The organism is Streptomyces sp. H51, assembly GCF_035656535.1.
GTDB lineage: Bacteria > Actinomycetota > Actinomycetes > Streptomycetales > Streptomycetaceae > Streptomyces.
Genome location: NZ_JAYMHD010000075.1, coordinates 288,016 through 305,681, shown reverse-complemented (window position 1 = coordinate 305,681; position 17,666 = coordinate 288,016). Strand labels below are relative to the sequence as shown.

The 17,666-nt window shown below is 73.1% G+C and carries 17 protein-coding genes and 1 tRNA gene; 11 read left to right on the top strand and 7 right to left on the bottom strand.

What is annotated here, in order from left to right; all coding sequences use genetic code 11:
- Positions 1–119: 119 nt before the first annotated feature.
- Positions 120–204: transfer RNA gene (locus VKA29_RS28035), tRNA-Leu, on the bottom strand.
- 184 nt (positions 205–388) lie between these two features.
- On the opposite strand from VKA29_RS28035, the gene VKA29_RS28030 reads away from it, so the two are divergent.
- From VKA29_RS28030 to VKA29_RS28020, 3 genes are all read left to right on the top strand, one after another.
- On the top strand, positions 389–1,714 hold the full coding sequence (locus VKA29_RS28030) for a M20/M25/M40 family metallo-hydrolase (RefSeq protein WP_324788773.1): 1,326 nt from the start codon (positions 389–391) through the stop codon (positions 1,712–1,714).
- A gap of 137 nt (positions 1,715–1,851) precedes the next feature.
- Entirely contained in the window at positions 1,852–2,085 is a 234-nt protein-coding gene (gene chpH, locus VKA29_RS28025; protein ID WP_324788772.1) for a chaplin ChpH, read from the top strand.
- A 125-nt stretch (positions 2,086–2,210) separates the two neighbouring features.
- Complete coding sequence (locus VKA29_RS28020; RefSeq protein WP_324788771.1) at positions 2,211–3,005, top strand: chaplin; 795 nt, start codon at positions 2,211–2,213, stop codon at positions 3,003–3,005.
- Between the two features lie 71 nt (positions 3,006–3,076).
- Here VKA29_RS28020 and VKA29_RS28015 read toward each other — a convergent pair whose 3' ends face one another.
- Positions 3,077–3,265, bottom strand: coding sequence for a DUF5703 family protein (locus VKA29_RS28015; protein WP_007380901.1), 189 nt, complete (start codon positions 3,263–3,265; stop codon positions 3,077–3,079).
- Positions 3,266–3,312: 47 nt separating this feature from the next.
- Between VKA29_RS28015 and VKA29_RS28010 the strand changes: the two genes are divergently transcribed.
- Positions 3,313–4,119, top strand: coding sequence for a hypothetical protein (locus tag VKA29_RS28010; protein ID WP_324788770.1), 807 nt, complete (start codon positions 3,313–3,315; stop codon positions 4,117–4,119).
- A 70-nt stretch (positions 4,120–4,189) separates the two neighbouring features.
- Here VKA29_RS28010 and VKA29_RS28005 read toward each other — a convergent pair whose 3' ends face one another.
- Complete coding sequence (locus VKA29_RS28005) at positions 4,190–6,631, bottom strand: helix-hairpin-helix domain-containing protein (protein ID WP_324788769.1); 2,442 nt, start codon at positions 6,629–6,631, stop codon at positions 4,190–4,192.
- Positions 6,628–7,611, bottom strand: a complete 984-nt coding sequence (locus VKA29_RS28000; RefSeq protein ID WP_324788768.1) for an aldo/keto reductase — start codon at positions 7,609–7,611, stop codon at positions 6,628–6,630. The genes VKA29_RS28005 and VKA29_RS28000 overlap by 4 nt, the downstream gene beginning before the upstream one ends.
- Before the next feature lie 196 nt (positions 7,612–7,807).
- On the opposite strand from VKA29_RS28000, the gene VKA29_RS27995 reads away from it, so the two are divergent.
- Entirely contained in the window at positions 7,808–8,863 is a 1,056-nt protein-coding gene (locus VKA29_RS27995) for an LLM class F420-dependent oxidoreductase (protein WP_324788767.1), read from the top strand.
- Positions 8,864–9,190: 327 nt separating this feature from the next.
- Positions 9,191–9,979, top strand: coding sequence for a ferritin-like domain-containing protein (locus VKA29_RS27990; RefSeq protein WP_324788766.1), 789 nt, complete (start codon positions 9,191–9,193; stop codon positions 9,977–9,979).
- A gap of 44 nt (positions 9,980–10,023) precedes the next feature.
- Here VKA29_RS27990 and corA read toward each other — a convergent pair whose 3' ends face one another.
- Positions 10,024–11,019, bottom strand: a complete 996-nt coding sequence (gene corA, locus VKA29_RS27985; protein WP_324788765.1) for a magnesium/cobalt transporter CorA — start codon at positions 11,017–11,019, stop codon at positions 10,024–10,026.
- Positions 11,020–11,081: 62 nt separating this feature from the next.
- Here corA and VKA29_RS27980 point away from each other — a divergent pair, with 62 nt between their 5' ends.
- The 5 genes from VKA29_RS27980 (at position 11,082) to VKA29_RS27960 (ending at position 15,727) form a co-directional block, all read left to right on the top strand.
- Complete coding sequence (locus tag VKA29_RS27980; RefSeq protein ID WP_324788764.1) at positions 11,082–11,768, top strand: histidine phosphatase family protein; 687 nt, start codon at positions 11,082–11,084, stop codon at positions 11,766–11,768.
- Positions 11,769–11,878: 110 nt separating this feature from the next.
- Positions 11,879–12,469, top strand: coding sequence for a DUF3090 domain-containing protein (locus VKA29_RS27975; protein ID WP_324788763.1), 591 nt, complete (start codon positions 11,879–11,881; stop codon positions 12,467–12,469).
- Positions 12,433–13,251 carry an SCO1664 family protein gene (locus tag VKA29_RS27970; RefSeq protein WP_324788762.1) on the top strand — a complete coding sequence of 273 codons (819 nt, stop codon included), beginning with the start codon at positions 12,433–12,435 and terminating at the stop codon, positions 13,249–13,251. The genes VKA29_RS27975 and VKA29_RS27970 overlap by 37 nt, the downstream gene beginning before the upstream one ends.
- Positions 13,252–13,345: 94 nt before the next feature.
- On the top strand, positions 13,346–14,575 hold the full coding sequence (gene mshC, locus VKA29_RS27965; protein WP_324788761.1) for a cysteine--1-D-myo-inosityl 2-amino-2-deoxy-alpha-D-glucopyranoside ligase: 1,230 nt from the start codon (positions 13,346–13,348) through the stop codon (positions 14,573–14,575).
- 198 nt (positions 14,576–14,773) lie between these two features.
- The gene (locus VKA29_RS27960) at positions 14,774–15,727 is read left to right on the top strand and encodes a superoxide dismutase (RefSeq protein ID WP_324788760.1); all 954 of its coding nucleotides are present in this window, start codon (positions 14,774–14,776) and stop codon (positions 15,725–15,727) included.
- A 111-nt stretch (positions 15,728–15,838) separates the two neighbouring features.
- Here VKA29_RS27960 and VKA29_RS27955 read toward each other — a convergent pair whose 3' ends face one another.
- Together VKA29_RS27955 and VKA29_RS27950 are read right to left on the bottom strand one after the other, a co-directional pair.
- A complete protein-coding gene (locus VKA29_RS27955) occupies positions 15,839–16,849 on the bottom strand; it encodes a PAC2 family protein (protein WP_324788759.1) in 1,011 nt (336 codons plus the stop codon).
- 142 nt (positions 16,850–16,991) lie between these two features.
- On the bottom strand, positions 16,992–17,663 hold the full coding sequence (locus tag VKA29_RS27950; protein WP_324788758.1) for a FadR/GntR family transcriptional regulator: 672 nt from the start codon (positions 17,661–17,663) through the stop codon (positions 16,992–16,994).
- Positions 17,664–17,666: the final 3 nt, after the last annotated feature.

The following is a 17,666-nucleotide window of genomic DNA, read 5'->3' as shown; positions in this document are numbered from 1 at the left end:
CGATGCTACTTGCTCCCTCACCGAAGATCAGCACCACGGACCGTGGGAGTGATCACGTCGACTCCCGGAAAACGCACTGTGCGGGCCGAGAGTCCTCTCGGCCCGCACAGTGGATCCAGTGTCCGAGGGGGGACTTGAACCCCCACGCCCGATAAAGGGCACTAGCACCTCAAGCTAGCGCGTCTGCCATTCCGCCACCCGGACAAGGTGTGCGTCGCGCGGGTTTCCCCCGCGGCGACGAAGGAAACATTACCAGGCTTTCGAGGGCCCCTGATCACCCCCGTCCCCGCGTGAACGGCGTGTGACGGGCCGGGCCCGGTCTTGGGGCCGGGAGGCCGGCGGGGGGAGGATGAGAGGACCACCAGCAGTGACAGCGGGAGGAAGCAGCGTGAGCGAGACGGACACGACCGGCGGCGTCACCGGTCAGGACGAGGTCGTGGACCTCTGCCGCGAGCTGATCCAGATCGACACCAGCAACTACGGCGACCACTCGGGGCCGGGCGAGCGCGCGGCGGCGGAGTACGTCGCGGAGAAGCTCGCCGAGGTCGGTCTCGAACCGCGGATCTTCGAGTCGCATCCGGGACGCGCCTCCACGGTCGCCCGGATCGAGGGGGAGGACCCCTCCCGGCCCGCGCTGCTCATCCACGGCCACCTCGACGTCGTACCGGCCAACGCGGCCGACTGGAGGTACGACCCCTTCTCCGGCGAGGTCGAGGACGGGTGCGTGTGGGGACGCGGCGCCGTCGACATGAAGGACATGGACGCGATGACCCTGGCGGTCGTCCGCGACCGGCTGCGCAGCGGGCGCAGGCCCCCGCGGGACATCGTGCTCGCCTTCCTGGCGGACGAGGAGGCGGGCGGCACGTACGGCGCCCGGTACCTCGTCGACCACCACCCGGACCTGTTCGAGGGCGTGACCGAGGCGATCAGCGAGGTGGGCGGCTTCTCCTTCACCGTCAGCGAGCAGCGGCGGCTGTACCTGATCCAGACGGCCGAGAAGGGCATGCACTGGATGAAGCTGACCGTGGCGGGCACCGCCGGGCACGGGTCGATGATCCACCGGGACAACGCCATCACCGAGCTGTCGGAGGCGGTCGCCCGGCTGGGACGGCACCGGTTCCCGGTGCGCGTGACCAAGACGACCCGGGCCTTCCTCGACGAACTCGGCGACGCCCTCGGCACCGAACTCGACCCGGAGGACATGGAGTCGACCCTCGCCCGGCTCGGCGGCATCGCCAAGCTCATCGGCGCGAGCCTCAGCAACACCGCCAACCCCACGCAGCTGGGCGCCGGTTACAAGGTCAACGTCATCCCGGGCGAGGCCACCGCGCACGTCGACGGGCGGTTCCTGCCGGGGTACGAGGAGGAGTTCCTCGCCGACCTCGACCGGATCCTCGGGCCGAAGGTGCGACGCGAGGACGTGCACGCCGACAAGGCCGTGGAGACCTCCTTCGACGGGGCGCTCGTGGAGGCCATGCAGTCCTCGCTGCTGGCCGAGGACCCGGCCGCGAAGGCCATCCCCTTCATGCTCTCCGCCGGCACCGACGCCAAGTCCTTCGACGACCTGGGCATCCGCGGCTTCGGCTTCGTGCCGCTGAAGCTGCCGCCGGAGCTGGACTTCGCGGGCATGTTCCACGGGGTCGACGAGCGGGTGCCGGTGGAGGGACTGAAGTTCGGTGTGCGTGTCCTGGACCGGTTCATCGACGCGTCGTGATCTCCTTTAATCGGCCGCGCGTGCGGGCGTGACTGAGAAGAGTGAATGCGACCATAAGCTGGTAGCTCCATTCACGCCTCCTCGTTACAGGTGATGCGATCCGCTGCTTGGGATCGCATTGCCAACCAGGAGGAATAATGATCAAGAAGGTCGTCGCTGCTGCGGCTGCCACCGGTGGTCTGGTTCTCGCGGGTGCGGGCCTGGCTGTCGCCGACTCGGGCGCTCAGGGTGCCGCCGTGCACTCCCCGGGTGTCGCTTCCGGCAACGTCATCCAGGCGCCCGTCCACACCCAGGTGAACCTCTGCGGCAACACGGTCTCCGTGATCGGGCTGCTGAACCCCGCCTTCGGCAACGTCTGCGTCAACAAGTGATCTCGGCCCGCTGAGGGCCGTCTTTCACGCCCGTCGGCTCCGGAGCGTGTGCCATGCGCTCCGGAGCCGACCGGCAGTTGGTGCTGGTTCCAGGTCAGATTTCGAAGGCAGGGGAGGATTCAGGGATGCGACAGGCCACCCGTAAGGGCTTGATGACCGTGGCGGCCGCGACCGGCGTGATCGCCGCCGCGAGCGGATACGCGCACGCCGACGCGGGCGCGAGCGGCGCCACGTCCGACTCGCCCGGCGTGCTGTCGGGCAACACGGTGCAGGCGCCGGTGCACGTGCCGATCAACGCGTGCGGCAACACCATCAACGTCGTCGGGCTGCTCAACCCGGCGATCGGCAACACATGCGTCAACCAGGGCGGCGGCAGCGGCTCGTCGGGCGGGTACGGCGACTCCGGAGAGCACGGCGGCTCCGGGGGCGCACAGGCCGGCGGGCGCACCGGCGGCTCGCCCGGCGTCGGCTCCGGCAACCACGTCCAGGTCCCGGTCGACGTGCCGGTGAACGCCTGCGGCAACACCGTCGACATCGTCGGCCTCGGCAACGCCGCCGCCGGCAACCACTGCGGCAACGGCGGCGGCCACCACCACGGCACGCCTCCGGGCGGCGGCCACCAGACGCCCCCGCCCGGGCAGCCGGAGCACCCCGGCGGTCCCGAGCACCCGGGCCACCCCGGCGGTCCCGAGCAGCCGGGCCACCCCGGCGGCCACACGCCGCCCACCAGGGGTGGCCAGACGCCCGGCGGCTCCTCGCACGTCAACCACCCGGGCACCCGGTCGCTCACCCCGCCCGGAGGCGGCGCACAGCTCGCCCACACGGGTAGCGGCCTCCCGCTCGGTGTCACCCTCCCGGTCGGCGCGGGCGCGCTGCTGGCCGGCACCGTGCTCTACCGCAAGGCCCGCGCCTGGGCGTAAACCCTTCGCACGCACGAAACGGAGCGGGCCCCGCCTCGGCGGGGCCCGCTCCGTTTCGTCGTCGCCCGAACTCACCACGTGGCGCGCACCTGGCGGATGATCCGCCGACGCAACCGCACCCTGCGGCTGCCGTCGCGCATCAGGCTCAGACGGTCCAACTCCCAGTGACCGTACTCGGCATGGTCCGTCAGCAGACGTGTGGCGTCCTTGCGGGACACCCCGCGCGGCACGTACACGTCGACAAATTCGTATTCCGGCATCGCATCTATTGTGCGGGCTGGGGGCTCGTACGGATAGCGTCTGCACTATGTCTGATGCTGCGCAGCCCACCGCTGCAGAGGTACGCGCCGCGGCCGAGGCGGTCAAGACCGCGCTCGACCGCCACCTGGCCGCGGTCGAACGCCGGTCGGGGGAGGACGACCCGGCCGTCTACGAGGCGTTCAACCAGCTGGCGGCGGCCGCCGAGGCGTACGACGAGCTGCTCTACGACCGGTACGACGAGGTCACGCCCTTCGAGATCCCCGGCGCGGAGGACACGCTGCCGCCGTACACGGGTCCCGAGGAACCGAGCGCGCTGAGTGTGCTGATCCGCCGCGACTACGCCGTGGCGGAGCCGCAGCGGCTGCTGGCCCAGGCGCAGCGGATCGAGGCCGCCGACGACGAGGCGGACGGGGCGGAGGTCTCCGCGACGGTGCACGGTGCGCTGGGCATCCTGTTCGGCGAGTTCGAACCGGACGAGATCGCCTCACGGCACAAGGAGTTCGGCCTCGAGGAGGGCGACTCCACGCTGTGGGTGACGGCCGCGGACGATCACGCCGAGCCCGGCGAATGGCTGGAGGCCCCCTTCGACCAGGTCGACCCGCAGCGAGTGGTCTGCCGCTTCGACGTCAGCGCCGTGTTCGACGACGACGTCGAAGGCCTCGAAGACCTTGAGGACATCGACGACATCGAGGACGTCGAGGACGTCGAAGGCGTCGAGGACGTCGACGAGGAGGCGGACCTAGAGGCGGACGAGGATCTCGACGACGAACTCGACCCGGACCTGGACGAGGCGGACGAGGCGGACGACGAGGACGCGGACGACGACCTGGAGCGGCTGGACGCGGACCGCTGACGGTCCGGCCGGGCCGTCAGCGGGGCCCCGGGGCATCGCACCCGGGGCCCCGTCGTCACGCGGTCGCCCGTCAGCCGGTCGTCGGCAGCTGCGCCCGCAGCAGCACCGGCAGCCGGGTCGTGCGCGGCTTCGCCGGGACCTCGGCCACCGCACGGGGCAGTGCCTGCTCCACTCCGTGCACCACGGACAGGTGCCGTTCCGCCCGGCCGAACGCCGTGTAGACCCACGGGCGGCTGAGCGAGTGCGCCGCGTCCCCCGGCAGTACCACGACCACGGCCGGCCAGCGGCTGCCCACGGCCTGGTGCGCCGTCAGCGCCCACCCGTGCCGTACGGACTGCTCCACCCGCTCCTTCGGCACGACCACGGAAGCGCCCCCGCACGACAGGTGCAGCCCGTCGGCGTCGGCCTTCACGACCTGGCCCGGCAGCGTCCGCCCCGGGGCGGGGGAGTAGGCGACCCGGTCGCCGGGGTCGAACCCGCCGAAGCGGCCGGGGCCGGGGTTGAGCCGCTCCTTCAGAGCCGCGTTCAGCGCGCGCGTGCCGGCCGCGCCGCCGTGGCCCGGGGTGATCACCTGGGTCCGCTCGGCCGGGACGCCGATCGCGCGGGGCACCGAGTCGGCGACGAGCTGCACGGTCCGGTGCACGGCCTCGCCCGCGTCCCGCACCGGGACGATCACCACCTCCTTGCCGGGGGCGTCGACCTGGTTCAGCTCGCCGACGCCGATGCCGGAGACCAGCTCGCCCAGCGGGCCGGAGTCCGGTACCCGGGAGGCCACCTGCGGGCAGGCCCGCGCCGCCAGCAGGTCCGCGAAGACCCGCCCGGGCCCGGCCGACCACAGCACCGCGGGGTCCCCGGCCAGCACCAGCCGTGCCCCGTCGGGCAGGGACTCCACGAGCAGGGCGGCCGTCTCGACGTCCAGCTGGGGCGCGTCGAGCACGACGAGCAGGTCCAGGTCCAGCGCCCCCTCCGCGTCCCGGCCGGGTCCCTCGGCCCCGGACAGCAGCCCGGCGACGGTGGCGACGCGGGGCGCGGCGTCCGGGGCGGTGTCCGCGGGGGAGCCGTCGGGCCGGGACGCGCCGGTCGACGACGCGCCCGTCGATGACGCGCCGGTCCACGACGTGGCGAAACGGTCGCGGCCGAGCGGGGTGTGCGTGGCGGCCCAGGCCCGCAGTCCGAGCCCGTCCGCCGCGCGCAGCAGGGTCGCGAGGTCCGTCAGGGACGCCTCCCCGCCGGTGTGCAGCACCAGACCGTGGGCGCCGGCCGCCCGCACCAGCTCGGCGGCGGAGCCGCGGACCGCCGCCGCGGCCTCCTCCCAGCGCTCGCCCGGACCGCCCTCCTTCGGCACCGAGTCGATCAGCCGGGCCAGGCCGTCGGCGAGGCTCTCCTCCGCGAGCGCGTACCGTTCCAGGCCGACCAGGACGCGCACCGGGCGCTCCTCGTCCTCCTCCGGTTCGGGCGCGGCCGGGTCGAGGGCGTCCTGGAAGACCAGTGCCTCGCCCTCGGCGACGGCGTCGTGCACGGCCGCCTCGGCGTCGGGTACGCCCCGCTGGGCGAGGGCCGCGACGAGCGCCGGCATCTCCAGGGCCGTGTGCCCGGCCAGGGCCGCCTGTTCCAGCAGCCAGCCGGTGACCGCGCGGCCCCGCCGCTCGTCGTCCGGGCCGCAATCCGCGCCCAGCAGCGCCCGGGCGAAGCCGTCGGCCTGTTCGGGCCGGACCCCGGCGACCCGCAGCAGCTGCCAGGGGTCGGCCCGCAGACGCTGGTCCGCGCCCTCGCCGAGGGCCGCGGCGACCTGTGGAGCCAGCGTGTCCGGCGCGCCGCCGTCGGTCAGCACCCGCCGCACCGCGGCGACCGTCTCCGGTGCGGGGGCCGAGGGCGCCGGGGCCGCCTCCGTCGGCTGCGGCCGGCGTGCCGGCTCGGGGGCGGGGCGGCGTCTGGCGGGCGCCGGCTCGGCGAAGACGGGGGCCACGGGCTGCCGGCCGCTCTCCACGGCCCGGACGGCCGCGAGCAGGTCGGCGGCCTTCCCGCTGAGTTTGGCGCCGGCCGTGATCGGCTCGCTCCTGGCCGCCTTGCGCCGTTCGATCCGCTCCCGCTCGATCCGCTGTGCCGCCAACTCGGCCTCGGCCTCGGACAGCCGGCCGGCGGTCTCTCCCTCGCCCCCGGCCTCGGCGGCGTCCCCGCCCACGGTGTCGCCGGTCTCCGCGGCGCCTTCGGTCTCTTCGGCGTCCCCGGCTTTCGAGGTTTCCCGGCCCTCCGCCGCGTCCGGGTCCTTTGCCGCGGTGCGGCTCTCAGCGCCTTCAGTCTCCGCCGCGTCCCGGCCCTCGGCCTCTCGGGCTTCCGCGGTGCCCCCGGCTTCCGCGGCACCCCCCGCCTCCGCCGCGTCCCGGCCCGCAGCCTCCCCGGTCCCCCCGGCACCGGCCTCCCCGGTGTCCACGGACTCCCGGGCGTCGTCCTCGGCCGCGGCGTCCGGGGTCCCCGGCTCGGTGTCGTCCGTGGTCTCGGGGTCCGTGCTCACAGCGTGCTCCAGTCGTGATCGGGATAGCGGTGCACGGGCGCCGACACGTCGTCGAGCGCCCGGCAGATCTCGTCAGGAAGGTTAAGGGCCTCCACTGACAACGCCGCCGTGAGCTGCCGCGCGTTGCGCGCGCCGATGACGGGCGCGGTCACCCCCGGCCGGTCGCGGATCCACGCGAGGGCGACCTGCAGGGGCGTCACCGCGAGCCCGTCGGCCGCGGTCTGCACGGCGTCGACGATCCGGCTCGCCGTGTCGTCCAGGTACGGCTCGACGAACGGCGCCAGATGCTCCGAGGCGCCCCGCGAGTCCGGGGGCGTGCTGGTGCGGTACTTGCCGGTGAGCACCCCGCGGCCCAGCGGCGAGGACGGCAGCAGGCCGATGCCCAGGTCCAGCGCGGCCGGCAGCACCTCCCGCTCGACGCCGCGCTGCAGCAGCGAGTACTCCAGCTGGGTGCTCGCCAGCCGCGTCCGCGTGCCCGGTGCCGCGAGCTGCCAGGTCGCGGCCTTGGCCAGCTGCCAGCCGCAGAAGTTGGAGACACCGACGTAGCGGGCGCGGCCGCTGCTGACCGCCAGGTCGAGCGCCTGCAGCGTCTCCTCCAGCGGGGTGCTGGGATCGAAGGCGTGGACGTGCCACACGTCGACGTACTCCGTCCCCAGCCGCGCGAGCGAGGCGTCCAGCGCGGCGAGCAGGTGCCCGCGCGAGCCGTCGAAGCGGCGGTCGGGGTCCGGGACGCTGCCCGCCTTGGTCGAGATGACCAGGTCCCGCCGCGGCACGAGGCCTTCCATGAGGCGTCCGAGGAGGTACTCGGCCTCTCCGTCGCCGTACACGTCCGCGGTGTCGACGAGGTTCCCGCCCGCTTCCCAGAACGTTTTCAAGAGGTCCGCGGCGTCGTGCTCGTCGGTGTCCCTGCCCCAGGTGAGGGTGCCGAGTCCGATGCGGGACACGCGAAGGCCGGTGCGGCCGAGATGCCTCTGCTCCATGAACGCCGAGATTACTGGCCGGAACCTGTCGTGTGGGGGCCTGTGGACAACCAGTTTTCCCAGCCGTCACCCGCGCCGCCGCCGGGTCCGTAACGGCTGGTCGCGCGGCGTGTGCGCGACATGACTGCCCACCGCGGCGCCGCCCGCGCTAGGGTCTGCCGCACAGGGACGTTACTGATCGGTAAGGGGATCGGCCATGAAGCTCGGGATCAACCTTGGCTACTGGGGCGCCGGAATGGACGCGGACAACCTGGCGGTCGCCCAGGAGGCCGACCGGCTCGGTTACGCGGTGTGCTGGGCCGCCGAGGCCTACGGGTCGGACGCCGCCACCGTGCTCACCTGGGTCGCCGCCCAGACCGAGCGGATCGACGTCGGCTCGGCCATCTTCCAGATCCCGGCCCGCCAGCCGGCCATGACCGCGATGACCGCGGCCACCCTCGACTCGCTCTCCGGGGGCCGCTTCCGCCTCGGTCTCGGCGTGTCCGGGCCGCAGGTCTCCGAGGGCTGGTACGGCGTGAAGTTCGACAAGCCGCTGGCCCGCACGCGTGAGTACGTGGAGATCGTGCGCAGGGCGATGTCGCGCGAGCGGCTGACGTACGACGGCGAGCACTGGACGCTGCCGCTGCCGGGCGGCCCGGGCAAGCCGATCAAGCTGACCGTGCACCCGCAGCGCGAGCACATCCCGCTGTACATCGCCGCGATCGGCCCGAAGAACCTCGAGCAGACCGGCGAGATCGCGGACGGCGTGCTGCTGATCTTCCCCGCCGCGGAGCACCTGGAGGAGACCGCGATCCGGCACCTGCGGGCCGGCCGGGAGAAGGCGGGCAAGACGCTGGAGGGCTTCGACGTCTGCCCCACCCTCCCGCTCGCCGTCGGCGACGACAAGGACGTCACCGCGCTCGCCGACACGTTCCGCCCGTACACGGCGCTGTACGTCGGCGGCATGGGCAGCCGCAAGCAGAACTTCTACAACCAGCTCGCCTGCCGCATGGGGTACGAGAAGGAGGCCGCCGAGATCCAGGACAAGTACCTCTCCGGCGACAAGCAGGGCGCCGCGGCCGCGATCCCGCACGACCTGATCGACAAGACGACGCTGCTCGGGTCCGTGGACCGCATCGCGGACCGGATGCGGCAGTACGCGGAGGCGGGGGTCACCACGCTGACGCTCGCCCCGGCCGGCTTCACCCTCGACGAGCGGCTCGCCTCGCTCCGCGCCGGCACCGAGGCCCTGGAGCGCGCCGGACTGGCGTGACCCGGACCGAGTGAGCCGCGCGCCGGCCGGACCGCGTGAGCCGCGCGTGACCCGGACCGCCTGGGGGCGGGTGACCGCAGGCAGCCGAGGGGCGCGTGGCACAGGGCGCGCGCCCCTCGGGCCGGTCTTCCGCGGCCGTGGTGGGGGCTCGGGGGTCTTCCCCGCCACGGCCGTCACGGGGAACAACGCGCCACGGTCCGCGCGGTTACGGCGCCGGGACACGCCGAACGTCAGTCTTTCGGAGCAGTCGTCCACCACAGCTGTTGCGGCCCGCCACCCGCCGCATTTGACTCGGTCTTCGCGGGGGTCCTGCAGAGAGGTGGTCAGATGCTTTCCGCCAAGAGCCTGTTCCAGGAGATCCTCGACAGCGACGAGTCCTTCGCCCTGTTCTGCTCCATCGCCGCCAGCGGCGAGTCCCAGGGCGGCTGGGAGAACGCGCGCATCGCCACGCTCGTCCCGCGGAGCGAACGCGCCCTCGCCCCCAAGATCACCCGGCACGGCGCCGACGAGGACAAGCACGGCCGCATCTTCACCGCGCTGATGACGAAGCGCGGTCTGACCCCCGTCCCCGTGCCGCCCGAGACCGACTACACGATGCTCCTGGAGAAGCACGGCATCGGCCTCGCCCACGCCAAGCTCACCCGGGACGAGCCGCTCACCGTGCGGGACATCGTCATCTACCTCGCCCACAGCCGGGTCACCGAGCAGCGCGCCTCGGAGCAGATGGACCTGCTGCGCAAGCACTTCGCCGACCACCCCGACATCGGCCGCGCGGTGCGGATGATCTCGGACGACGAGGACAACCACCTCGCCTACTGCCACGAGGAACTGCTCCGTCTCGCCTACGCCGGCCACGGCCGCGACATCCAGCGGACGCTGCGCGCGTACGCGCTCGCCGAGATCCGTGTCCACCGGGACGTCAGCCTCGCGGTGATGGACCACATGGGACGCATCCTCGGCTGGCCGAAGGCGAAGTCCGCGGTGCTGGCGGCCGGCATCCACGCCGTGTACGCGTACGAACGGCTGGTGGGCTGGCGCCGGATGGTGACCCTGAGGGCGCCCGAGCGGCGCGACGCGCTCGGCGGCCCCGCGACGACCGCCCCCGAGTTCGCCTGACCGACCGCCCGGTGCCGGCGCGGCCCGACGGCCGGGTCGGCCCCCTACAGCCACCCCCGGTGCTTGAAGAGGCGGTAGAGCGCCACCTCCAGGGCCGCCATCACCAGGATCACGGCCGGATACGACCACACCCAGCGCAGCTCCGGCATGTGGTCGAAGTTCATGCCGTAGATCCCCGCGATCATCGTCGGGACCGCCGCCATGGCCGCCCACGCGGAGATCTTGCGCATGTCGTCGTTCTGCCGCACGCTCATCTGCGCCAGGTGCGCCGAAAGGATGTCCGACACCAGCCGGTCCAGGCCCTCCACCGACTCGTTCACGCGCGTGAGGTGGTCGCTCACGTCCCGGAAGAACGGGCGCGCCCGCTCGTCGACGTAGGGCACCGCCGCGCCGAACGGGCCGGAGCCCGCCAGCCTGTTCAGCGGCAGCGCCAGCGGGCCGGTCGCCCGCCGGAACTCCAGGATCTGCCGCTTGAAGTCGTAGATGCGCGAAGCGGTGCGGCGCGATCCGCCGCCGTCCGGGGAGAAGACCTCCGCCTCCAGCTCCTCCAGATCGGTCTGCAGCTCCGTCGCCACGTCCAGGTAGTGGTCGACGACGGCGTCCGCGATCGCGTACAGCACCGCCGTGGGGCCCCTGCCCAGCATCTCCGGCTCGTGCTCCAGCCGGCGCCGTACCGCCCCCAGCGGGGAACCCTCGCCGTGACGGACGGTCACCACGAAGTGGTCACCGAGGAAGACCATGACCTCCCCGGTGGAGACCCGGTCGCTCTCCGCCTCGTACACGACCGGCTTGAGCACCGCGAACAGGGAGTCGTCGTACATCTCCAGCTTGGGCCGCTGATGGGCCTTCAGGGCGTCCTCGACCGCCAGCGGGTGCAGCGCGAACTCCTCGGTGACCAGGGAGAACTCCTTCTCCGACGGCTCGTGCAGCCCGATCCAGACGAACCCGCCCGCGGCACGCGCCTCCTCCAGGGCGTCGGAGAAGTCCTCGGGGCCGTCCTTCCGGTGCCCGTCGCGGTAGATGGCGCAGTCGACGATCACAGAGTGTCTTCTCCCGTCTCCCCGGGCCCGCCCGGGGCGGGCCTGCGCCTACCCTGGGCCGCATGCCCACGCTGATCCTGGTCCGGCACGGACGTTCCACCGCCAACACCGAGGGACTGCTCGCCGGGTGGACGCCCGGTGTCGCCCTCGACGAACGCGGCGCCGCGCAGGCCGCCGCGCTGCCCGGACGGCTCGCCGAGCTGCCCCTGTCCGAAGTGGTGAGCAGCCCGCTGCAACGCTGCCGGGAAACCCTCCGGCCGCTGCTTCAGGCCCGTCCCGGGCTCACCGTCCACACCGACGAGCGGATCGGCGAGTGCCACTACGGCGACTGGTCCGGCCGCAAACTCGCCGAGCTCAAGGACGAGCCGCTGATGGAGGTCGTGCAGGCGCACCCGAGCGCCGCCGCGTTCCCCGGCGGCGAGTCCATGCGCGCGATGCAGACGCGCGCCGCCGAAGCGGTGCGCGAATGGAACGCGCGCGTGGAACGCGACCACGGACCCGACGCCGTCTACCTCATGTGCTCGCACGGCGACATCATCAAGTCGCTCGTCGCGGACGCACTCGGACTTCATCTCGACCTCTTCCAGAGGATTTCGGTCGAACCGTGTTCCATCACCGCGATCCGTTACACCCGTCTGAGGCCTTTCCTCGTCCGCCTCGGCGACACCGGCGACTTCACGTCCCTGGCGCCGCGCGAGGAGCCGCCGGCCGATGACGCCCCGGTCGGGGGCGGTGCTGGCGCACCGTGATCGTCGGGCGCAGTAGGGTGAAGCGGTCGTGACAGCGCCGCACCCGCCCGCACCCGTGCGGCTGGTGCGGCGACCGGTCCCCAAGCCGATCCAGATCCAGGAGACAGGACGTGTCCCGTCAGGTGTTCCTCTACGACCCGCCGGACCGTTTCGTGGCCGGTACGGTCGGACTGCCCGGGCGCCGTACGTTCTTCCTCCAGGCCACCGCCGGCCCCCGGACGACCAGCGTGGCCCTGGAGAAGACCCAGGTGGCCGCCCTCGCGGAGCGGATGGACGAACTGCTCGACGAGGTCGTGCGCCGCAGCGGAGGCAGCGCCGCGGTCCCGGCCGTCGCGCCCGCCGAGGTGGCCGACACCGCCCCCCTCGAAACGCCGGTCGAGGAGGAGTTCCGGGTCGGCACCATGGCCCTCGCCTGGGACGGCGAGGAACAGCGCATGATCGTCGAGGCGCAGGCCCTCGTGGAACTCGACGCGGAGTCCGAGGAGGACCTCGCCGAGGCCGAGGAGCGGCTGCTGCAGGACGAGGAGAACGGGCCCCCGATGCTGCGGGTCCGGCTGACCGGCGCGCAGGCCAGAGCCTTCGCCAAGCGCGCCCTCGACGTCGTCAACGCCGGGCGGCCGCCGTGCCCGCTGTGCAGCCTCCCGCTCGACCCGGAAGGACACGTATGTCCGCGCCAGAACGGATACCGCCGCGGAGCGTGACCGCGGCCGAGCTGCTCAGCCGCGGTGAGCTGACGGTGCGCGGGCAGATCCGGGACGCCTCCAACGCCGTGCTGTACTGCTCCGTCACCCACGAGGGCCAGGAGGCCTTCTGCGTGTACAAGCCGGTCCGCGGGGAGCGCCCGCTGTGGGACTTCCCCGACGGCACCCTGGCCCAGCGCGAGGTGGCCGCCTACGAGGTGTCCGAGGCCACCGGATGGGGCCTGGTGCCGACCACCGTGCTGCGCGACGGCCCCTTCGGCGAGGGCATGTGCCAGCTGTGGGTCGAGGGCGAGCCCGGAGACGGGCTGCTGGCCCTGGTGGACGGCGAGGAGCCGGAGGACGGCTGGAAGGCCATCGGCTTCGCGGAGGCCGAGGACGGCGGGACCGCCCTGCTCGTGCACGCCGACGACGAGCGCCTGCGCCGGCTGGCCGTCCTCGACGCGGTCATCAACAACGCCGACCGCAAGGGCGGCCACCTGCTGCCCGCCGCCGGGGGCCGCCTCTACGGCATCGACCACGGGGTGACCTTCAACACCGAGAACAAGCTGCGCACGCTGCTGTGGGGCTGGGCGGGCGAGCCGCTGACCCCGGAGGCGCTCGACGTCCTGACGAACCTGCGCAAGGCCCTGGACGGCGCCGGGACGCTGACGCGGAAGCTGGCCGGGCTGATCACCCCCGCCGAGCTGGACGCCACCCGCGCGCGGGTGGCCGCCCTCCTGGAGTCCGGCCGGCACCCGGAGCCGAGCGGGGAGTGGCCGGCCATTCCGTGGCCGCCCGTCTGACAGCACACCGGCCGACAACGCGCAAGAGCGCCTTGTCGGCCATCCGGTCCGGTCCGGTTCGTATGCGGAACATCCGTCCGGTTAGGCTCATGTCATGCATGCCTGGCCCGCTTCCGAGGTCCCCGCCCTGCCTGGTCAGGGCCGCGACCTGAGGATCCACGACACCGCGACCGGCGGCCTCGTCACCCTCGACCCCGGTCCCGTCGCCCGTATCTACGTCTGCGGCATCACTCCGTACGACGCGACCCACATGGGTCACGCGGCGACCTACAACGCGTTCGACCTCGTCCAGCGCGTGTGGCTCGACACCAAGCGGCAGGTGCACTACGTCCAGAACGTCACCGACGTCGACGACCCGCTGCTGGAGCGGGCGCAGCGCGACGGACTCGACTGGGTCGCCCTCGCCGAACGGGAGACGGCCCTCTTCCGCGAGGACATGGCCGCCCTGCGGATGCTCCCGCCGCGGCACTACATAGGCGCCGTCGAGGCCATACCGGGCATCGTGCCCCTCGTGGAGCGGCTGCGCGAGCTCGGCGCGGCCTACGACCTCGAGGGCGACATCTACTTCTCCGTCGAGTCCGATCCCCACTTCGGCGAGGTCTCCCGGCTCGACGCGGCCGCGATGCGGCTGCTGTCCGCCGAGCGCGGCGGCGACCCCGACCGGCCGGGCAAGAAGAACCCGCTCGACCCGATCCTGTGGATGGCCGCCCGCGACGGCGAGCCGAGCTGGGACGGCGACTCCCTCGGCCCCGGCCGGCCCGGCTGGCACATCGAGTGCGTCGCCATCGCCCTCGACCATCTGGGCATGGGCTTCGACGTCCAGGGCGGCGGCTCCGACCTCGCCTTCCCGCACCACGAGATGGGCGCCTCCCACGCCCAGGTGCTGACCGGCGAGTTCCCGATGGCCAAGGCGTACGTCCACGCGGGCATGGTCGCCCTCGACGGCGAGAAGATGTCCAAGTCCAAGGGCAACCTGGTCTTCGTCTCGCGGCTGCGCCGGGACGGGGTCGACCCCGCCGCCGTCCGGCTCGCGCTGCTCGCCCACCACTACCGGTCCGACTGGGAGTGGACCGACCGGGTGCTCCAGGACGCCGTGGCCCGGCTCGGGCGCTGGCGGGCCGCCGTGTCCCGGCCCGACGGCCCGCCCGCCGACGCCCTCGTCGAGGAGGTCCGCGAGGCCCTCGCCGACGACCTCGACGCCCCCTCCGCGCTCGCCGCGGTGGACCGCTGGGTGGCCCGGCAGGAGCAGGAGGGCGGTACGGACACCGGCGCTCCCGGCATCGTGTCGCGCGCCGTGGACGCCCTGATGGGCGTGGCTCTGTAACGACTCCGGGCATGCGCCGACGAGCCCGGCGGCCGGTTCCTCAAGGGGCCGTGCCGCCGGGCCCGCCGGGCGTCCGCCGACGGTCCCCGTCGGCCGCGATTCCGGCAAATCGCTGCGCGGCCGGGGGCCATGTGATGGGGTGAGGGCGTCTGTTGACCGTTCGGCCGGCCTCGTCGGCCCCTGGCAGAAGGACGCACCGTGGCACCCACCGAACGTTCCTTCGCACGTCGAAGACTCCTCACCGGCGCGGCCGCCCTCACCGGAGCGGCACTCCTCGGCCCCACCGCGCACGCGGCGGAGAAGGGCCGGAGCGCCTGGCCGGACCGCTTCTCCCTCCCGCGGGGCTTCCAGCCCGAGGGCATCACCATCGGCTCCCGCCCGTACGCCTGGTTCGGCTCGCTCGCGAACGGCGACGTCTACCGCGCGAGCCTCGCCACCGGCCGCGGCGCGGTGATCGCCAAGGGCCTCGGCGCGGACCACCCCACCGTCGGCCTCAAGATCGGCCCGCACGGCAGGCTCTTCCTCAGCGGCGGCGTCAGCGGCGAACTGCGTACCGTCGACGCCCGCTCGGGCGAGATCGAGAAGGTGTACGACGTCGGCGGCCTGTTCGTGAACGACGTGATCCTCACGCCGGACGCCGCCTGGTTCACCGACTCCTACCGGGCCGTGCTGTACAAGCTGCTCCTCGACCGGCACGGCGCGCCGGGAGCCGTCGAGACCGTGCCGCTCACCGGCGACTGGGTCCAGGGCGCCGACTTCACCGCCAACGGCATCGAACGCACCCCGGACGGCAGCGCGCTGCTCGTGGTCAACACCGTCGCGGACGGCGGCGGCCTGATGCGCGTCGACCCCCGCACCGGCGCGGCCCGCGCCGTCGACCTCGGCGCGGCGAGACTCCCGAACGGCGACGGCCTGCTGCTCCTGGGCAGGACCCTCTACGCCGTCCAGCAGCAGCAGAACGCGATCGACATCTTCCGGCTGGACGCGGCCGGCACCCGGGGCACGGCCGTCACCCGCATCACCGACCCGCGCTTCCGTATCCCCACCACGGTCGCGGCGTGGGGCGACCGCCTGTACCTGCCCAACGCGCGTTTCGACGTGGAGCCGACACCGGACACCGAGTACGACGCGGTGGCGGTGCGGCCGGTGTAGGACACCCGGCCGGGCACCACGAGGGCGGTGCGCGCCGCGCGCACCGCCCTCGTCGTCCGGTCCCTGTGGGACCTGTCGGTCCTTGCCGGTCCTGTCGTCCGGTTCTCCCGGTCAGTCCTCCGAGGAGTCCCCGTCGTCCCGGTCCGTGTCCGCGTCCGCGTTCGTCCCCGCGTCGCTGTCGGCGTCCGGCCCGGCCTCCGGCTTCGGCGGCTTCGGCGACTTCGTGCGGCCGCCGGGCCGCTCGCGCCGGTAGGAGGTGCCGTCGCCGCCGTCCGCTCCGGCTCCGTCCCTGCGCCGCAGGTAGCGCTCGAACTCGCGGGCGATCGCCTCGCCCGACGCCTCCGGCAGCTCGGCGGTGTCCCGGGCCTCCTCCAGCGTCTGGACGTACTCGGCGACCTCACTGTCCTCGGCGGCCAGCTGGTCCACGCCGACCTGCCAGGCGCGCGAGTCCTCGGGCAGCTCGCCCAGCGGGATGCGCACGTCGATCAGGTCCTCGAGACGGTTGAGCAGGGCCAGCGTCGCCTTCGGGTTCGGCGGCTGCGAGACGTAGTGCGGCACCGCGGCCCACAGGCTCACCGCCGGCACACCGGCGTGCGTGCACGCCTCCTGCAGGACACCGACGATGCCGGTCGGGCCCTCGTACTTGGTCTCCTCCAGGTCCATGCGGCGGGCGAGATCCGGATCGGACGTGGTCCCGCTGATCGGGACCGGACGCGTGTGCGGGGTGTCGCCGAGCAGGGCGCCGAGGATGACCACGAGCTCCACGCCCAGCTCGTGCGCGAAGCCCAGCAGTTCGTTGCAGAACGAGCGCCAGCGCATCGACGGCTCGATGCCCCGGACGAGCACGAGATCGCGCGGCTTCTCACCGCCGACGCGGACGACCGACAGTCTCGTCGTCGGCCACGTGATCTTGCGCACTCCGGCGTCCATCCACACCGTGGGGCGGTTCACCTGGAAGTCGTAGTAGTCCTCGGCGTCCAGCGCCGCGAACACCTCGCCCTTCCACTCCCTGTCCAGGTGCGCGACCGCGGTGGAAGCGGCGTCGCCGGCATCGTTCCAGCCCTCGAACGCGGCCACCATGACCGGGTCGATCAGCTCGGGAACCCCCTCGAGCTCGATCACCCAGTGCCTCCTTCCGACGTGCCCTCGCCTGACCACACAACCTTACGGCGTCCGGCGGGAGCGTCCGCAGCCCCCTTGCACGGGGGAGTGAACGGATCACTGCCCCGATCACCACCCCGGAACACCCGCCGCCACCAGCCCCTCACAGGGTCGACCGCAGCCACTGCTCCACGCTCGCGATGTGCACGGTCGCCCAGGAGCGGGCCGTCTCCGCGTCGCGGTCGCGCAGGGCCGCCAGGATCGCCCGGTGCTCGTGCAGGGTGCGGCTGACCGCGTCCCCCTGGGTCAGCCCGCGCCAGATCCGGGCCCGGGTGGTCGGCCCGGACAGGCCGTCGAGCAGGGAGCAGAGCACCGAGTTGCCGGAGCTGTGCACGATGCTCCGGTGGAACTCGAGGTCGCTCGCGACCAGGTCCTCCACCGACGGGTTGTCACCGAGCTCGTCCAACTGGGAGGCGAGCGCGTCCAGTTGCTGATCGCTGATGCGGGAGGCGGCCATCGCCGTGGCGGCGGGTTCCAGGATGCGGCGCACGGCCAGGAACTCCAGGACCGTGTCGTCCCGGTGGAAGTCGACGACGAAGCTCAGCGCCTCCAGCAGCAGTTGCGGGTCGAGGCTGGTGACGTACGTGCCGTCGCCCTGCCGCACGTCCAGGATCCGGATGAGCGACAGCGCCCGCACGGCCTCCCGGAGCGAGTTGCGGGACAGCCCGAGTTCGGCGGCGAGTTCGCTCTCCTTGGGCAGCCGGTCCCCGGGGCGCAGCGCGCCGGAGACGATCATGTCCTTGATCTTCTCGATCGCCTCGTCGGTGACTGCCATGCC

Bases quoted from the DNA above. Each gene is read 5' to 3' on its own strand.
- VKA29_RS27990 (WP_324788766.1), top strand. From the start codon at position 9,191: ATGCTTTCCGCCAAGAGCCTGTTCCAGGAGATCCTCGACAGCGACGAG.
- mshC (WP_324788761.1), top strand. From the start codon at position 13,346: ATGCATGCCTGGCCCGCTTCCGAGGTCCCCGCCCTGCCTGGTCAGGGC.
- VKA29_RS27980 (WP_324788764.1), top strand. From the start codon at position 11,082: ATGCCCACGCTGATCCTGGTCCGGCACGGACGTTCCACCGCCAACACC.
- VKA29_RS28020 (WP_324788771.1), top strand. From the start codon at position 2,211: ATGCGACAGGCCACCCGTAAGGGCTTGATGACCGTGGCGGCCGCGACC.
- VKA29_RS27970 (WP_324788762.1), top strand. From the start codon at position 12,433: ATGTCCGCGCCAGAACGGATACCGCCGCGGAGCGTGACCGCGGCCGAG.
- chpH (WP_324788772.1), top strand. From the start codon at position 1,852: ATGATCAAGAAGGTCGTCGCTGCTGCGGCTGCCACCGGTGGTCTGGTT.
- VKA29_RS27950 (WP_324788758.1), bottom strand. From the start codon at position 17,663: ATGGCAGTCACCGACGAGGCGATCGAGAAGATCAAGGACATGATCGTC.
- VKA29_RS28015 (WP_007380901.1), bottom strand. From the start codon at position 3,265: ATGCCGGAATACGAATTTGTCGACGTGTACGTGCCGCGCGGGGTGTCC.
- VKA29_RS28000 (WP_324788768.1), bottom strand. From the start codon at position 7,611: ATGGAGCAGAGGCATCTCGGCCGCACCGGCCTTCGCGTGTCCCGCATC.
- VKA29_RS28010 (WP_324788770.1), top strand. From the start codon at position 3,313: ATGTCTGATGCTGCGCAGCCCACCGCTGCAGAGGTACGCGCCGCGGCC.
- VKA29_RS27995 (WP_324788767.1), top strand. From the start codon at position 7,808: ATGAAGCTCGGGATCAACCTTGGCTACTGGGGCGCCGGAATGGACGCG.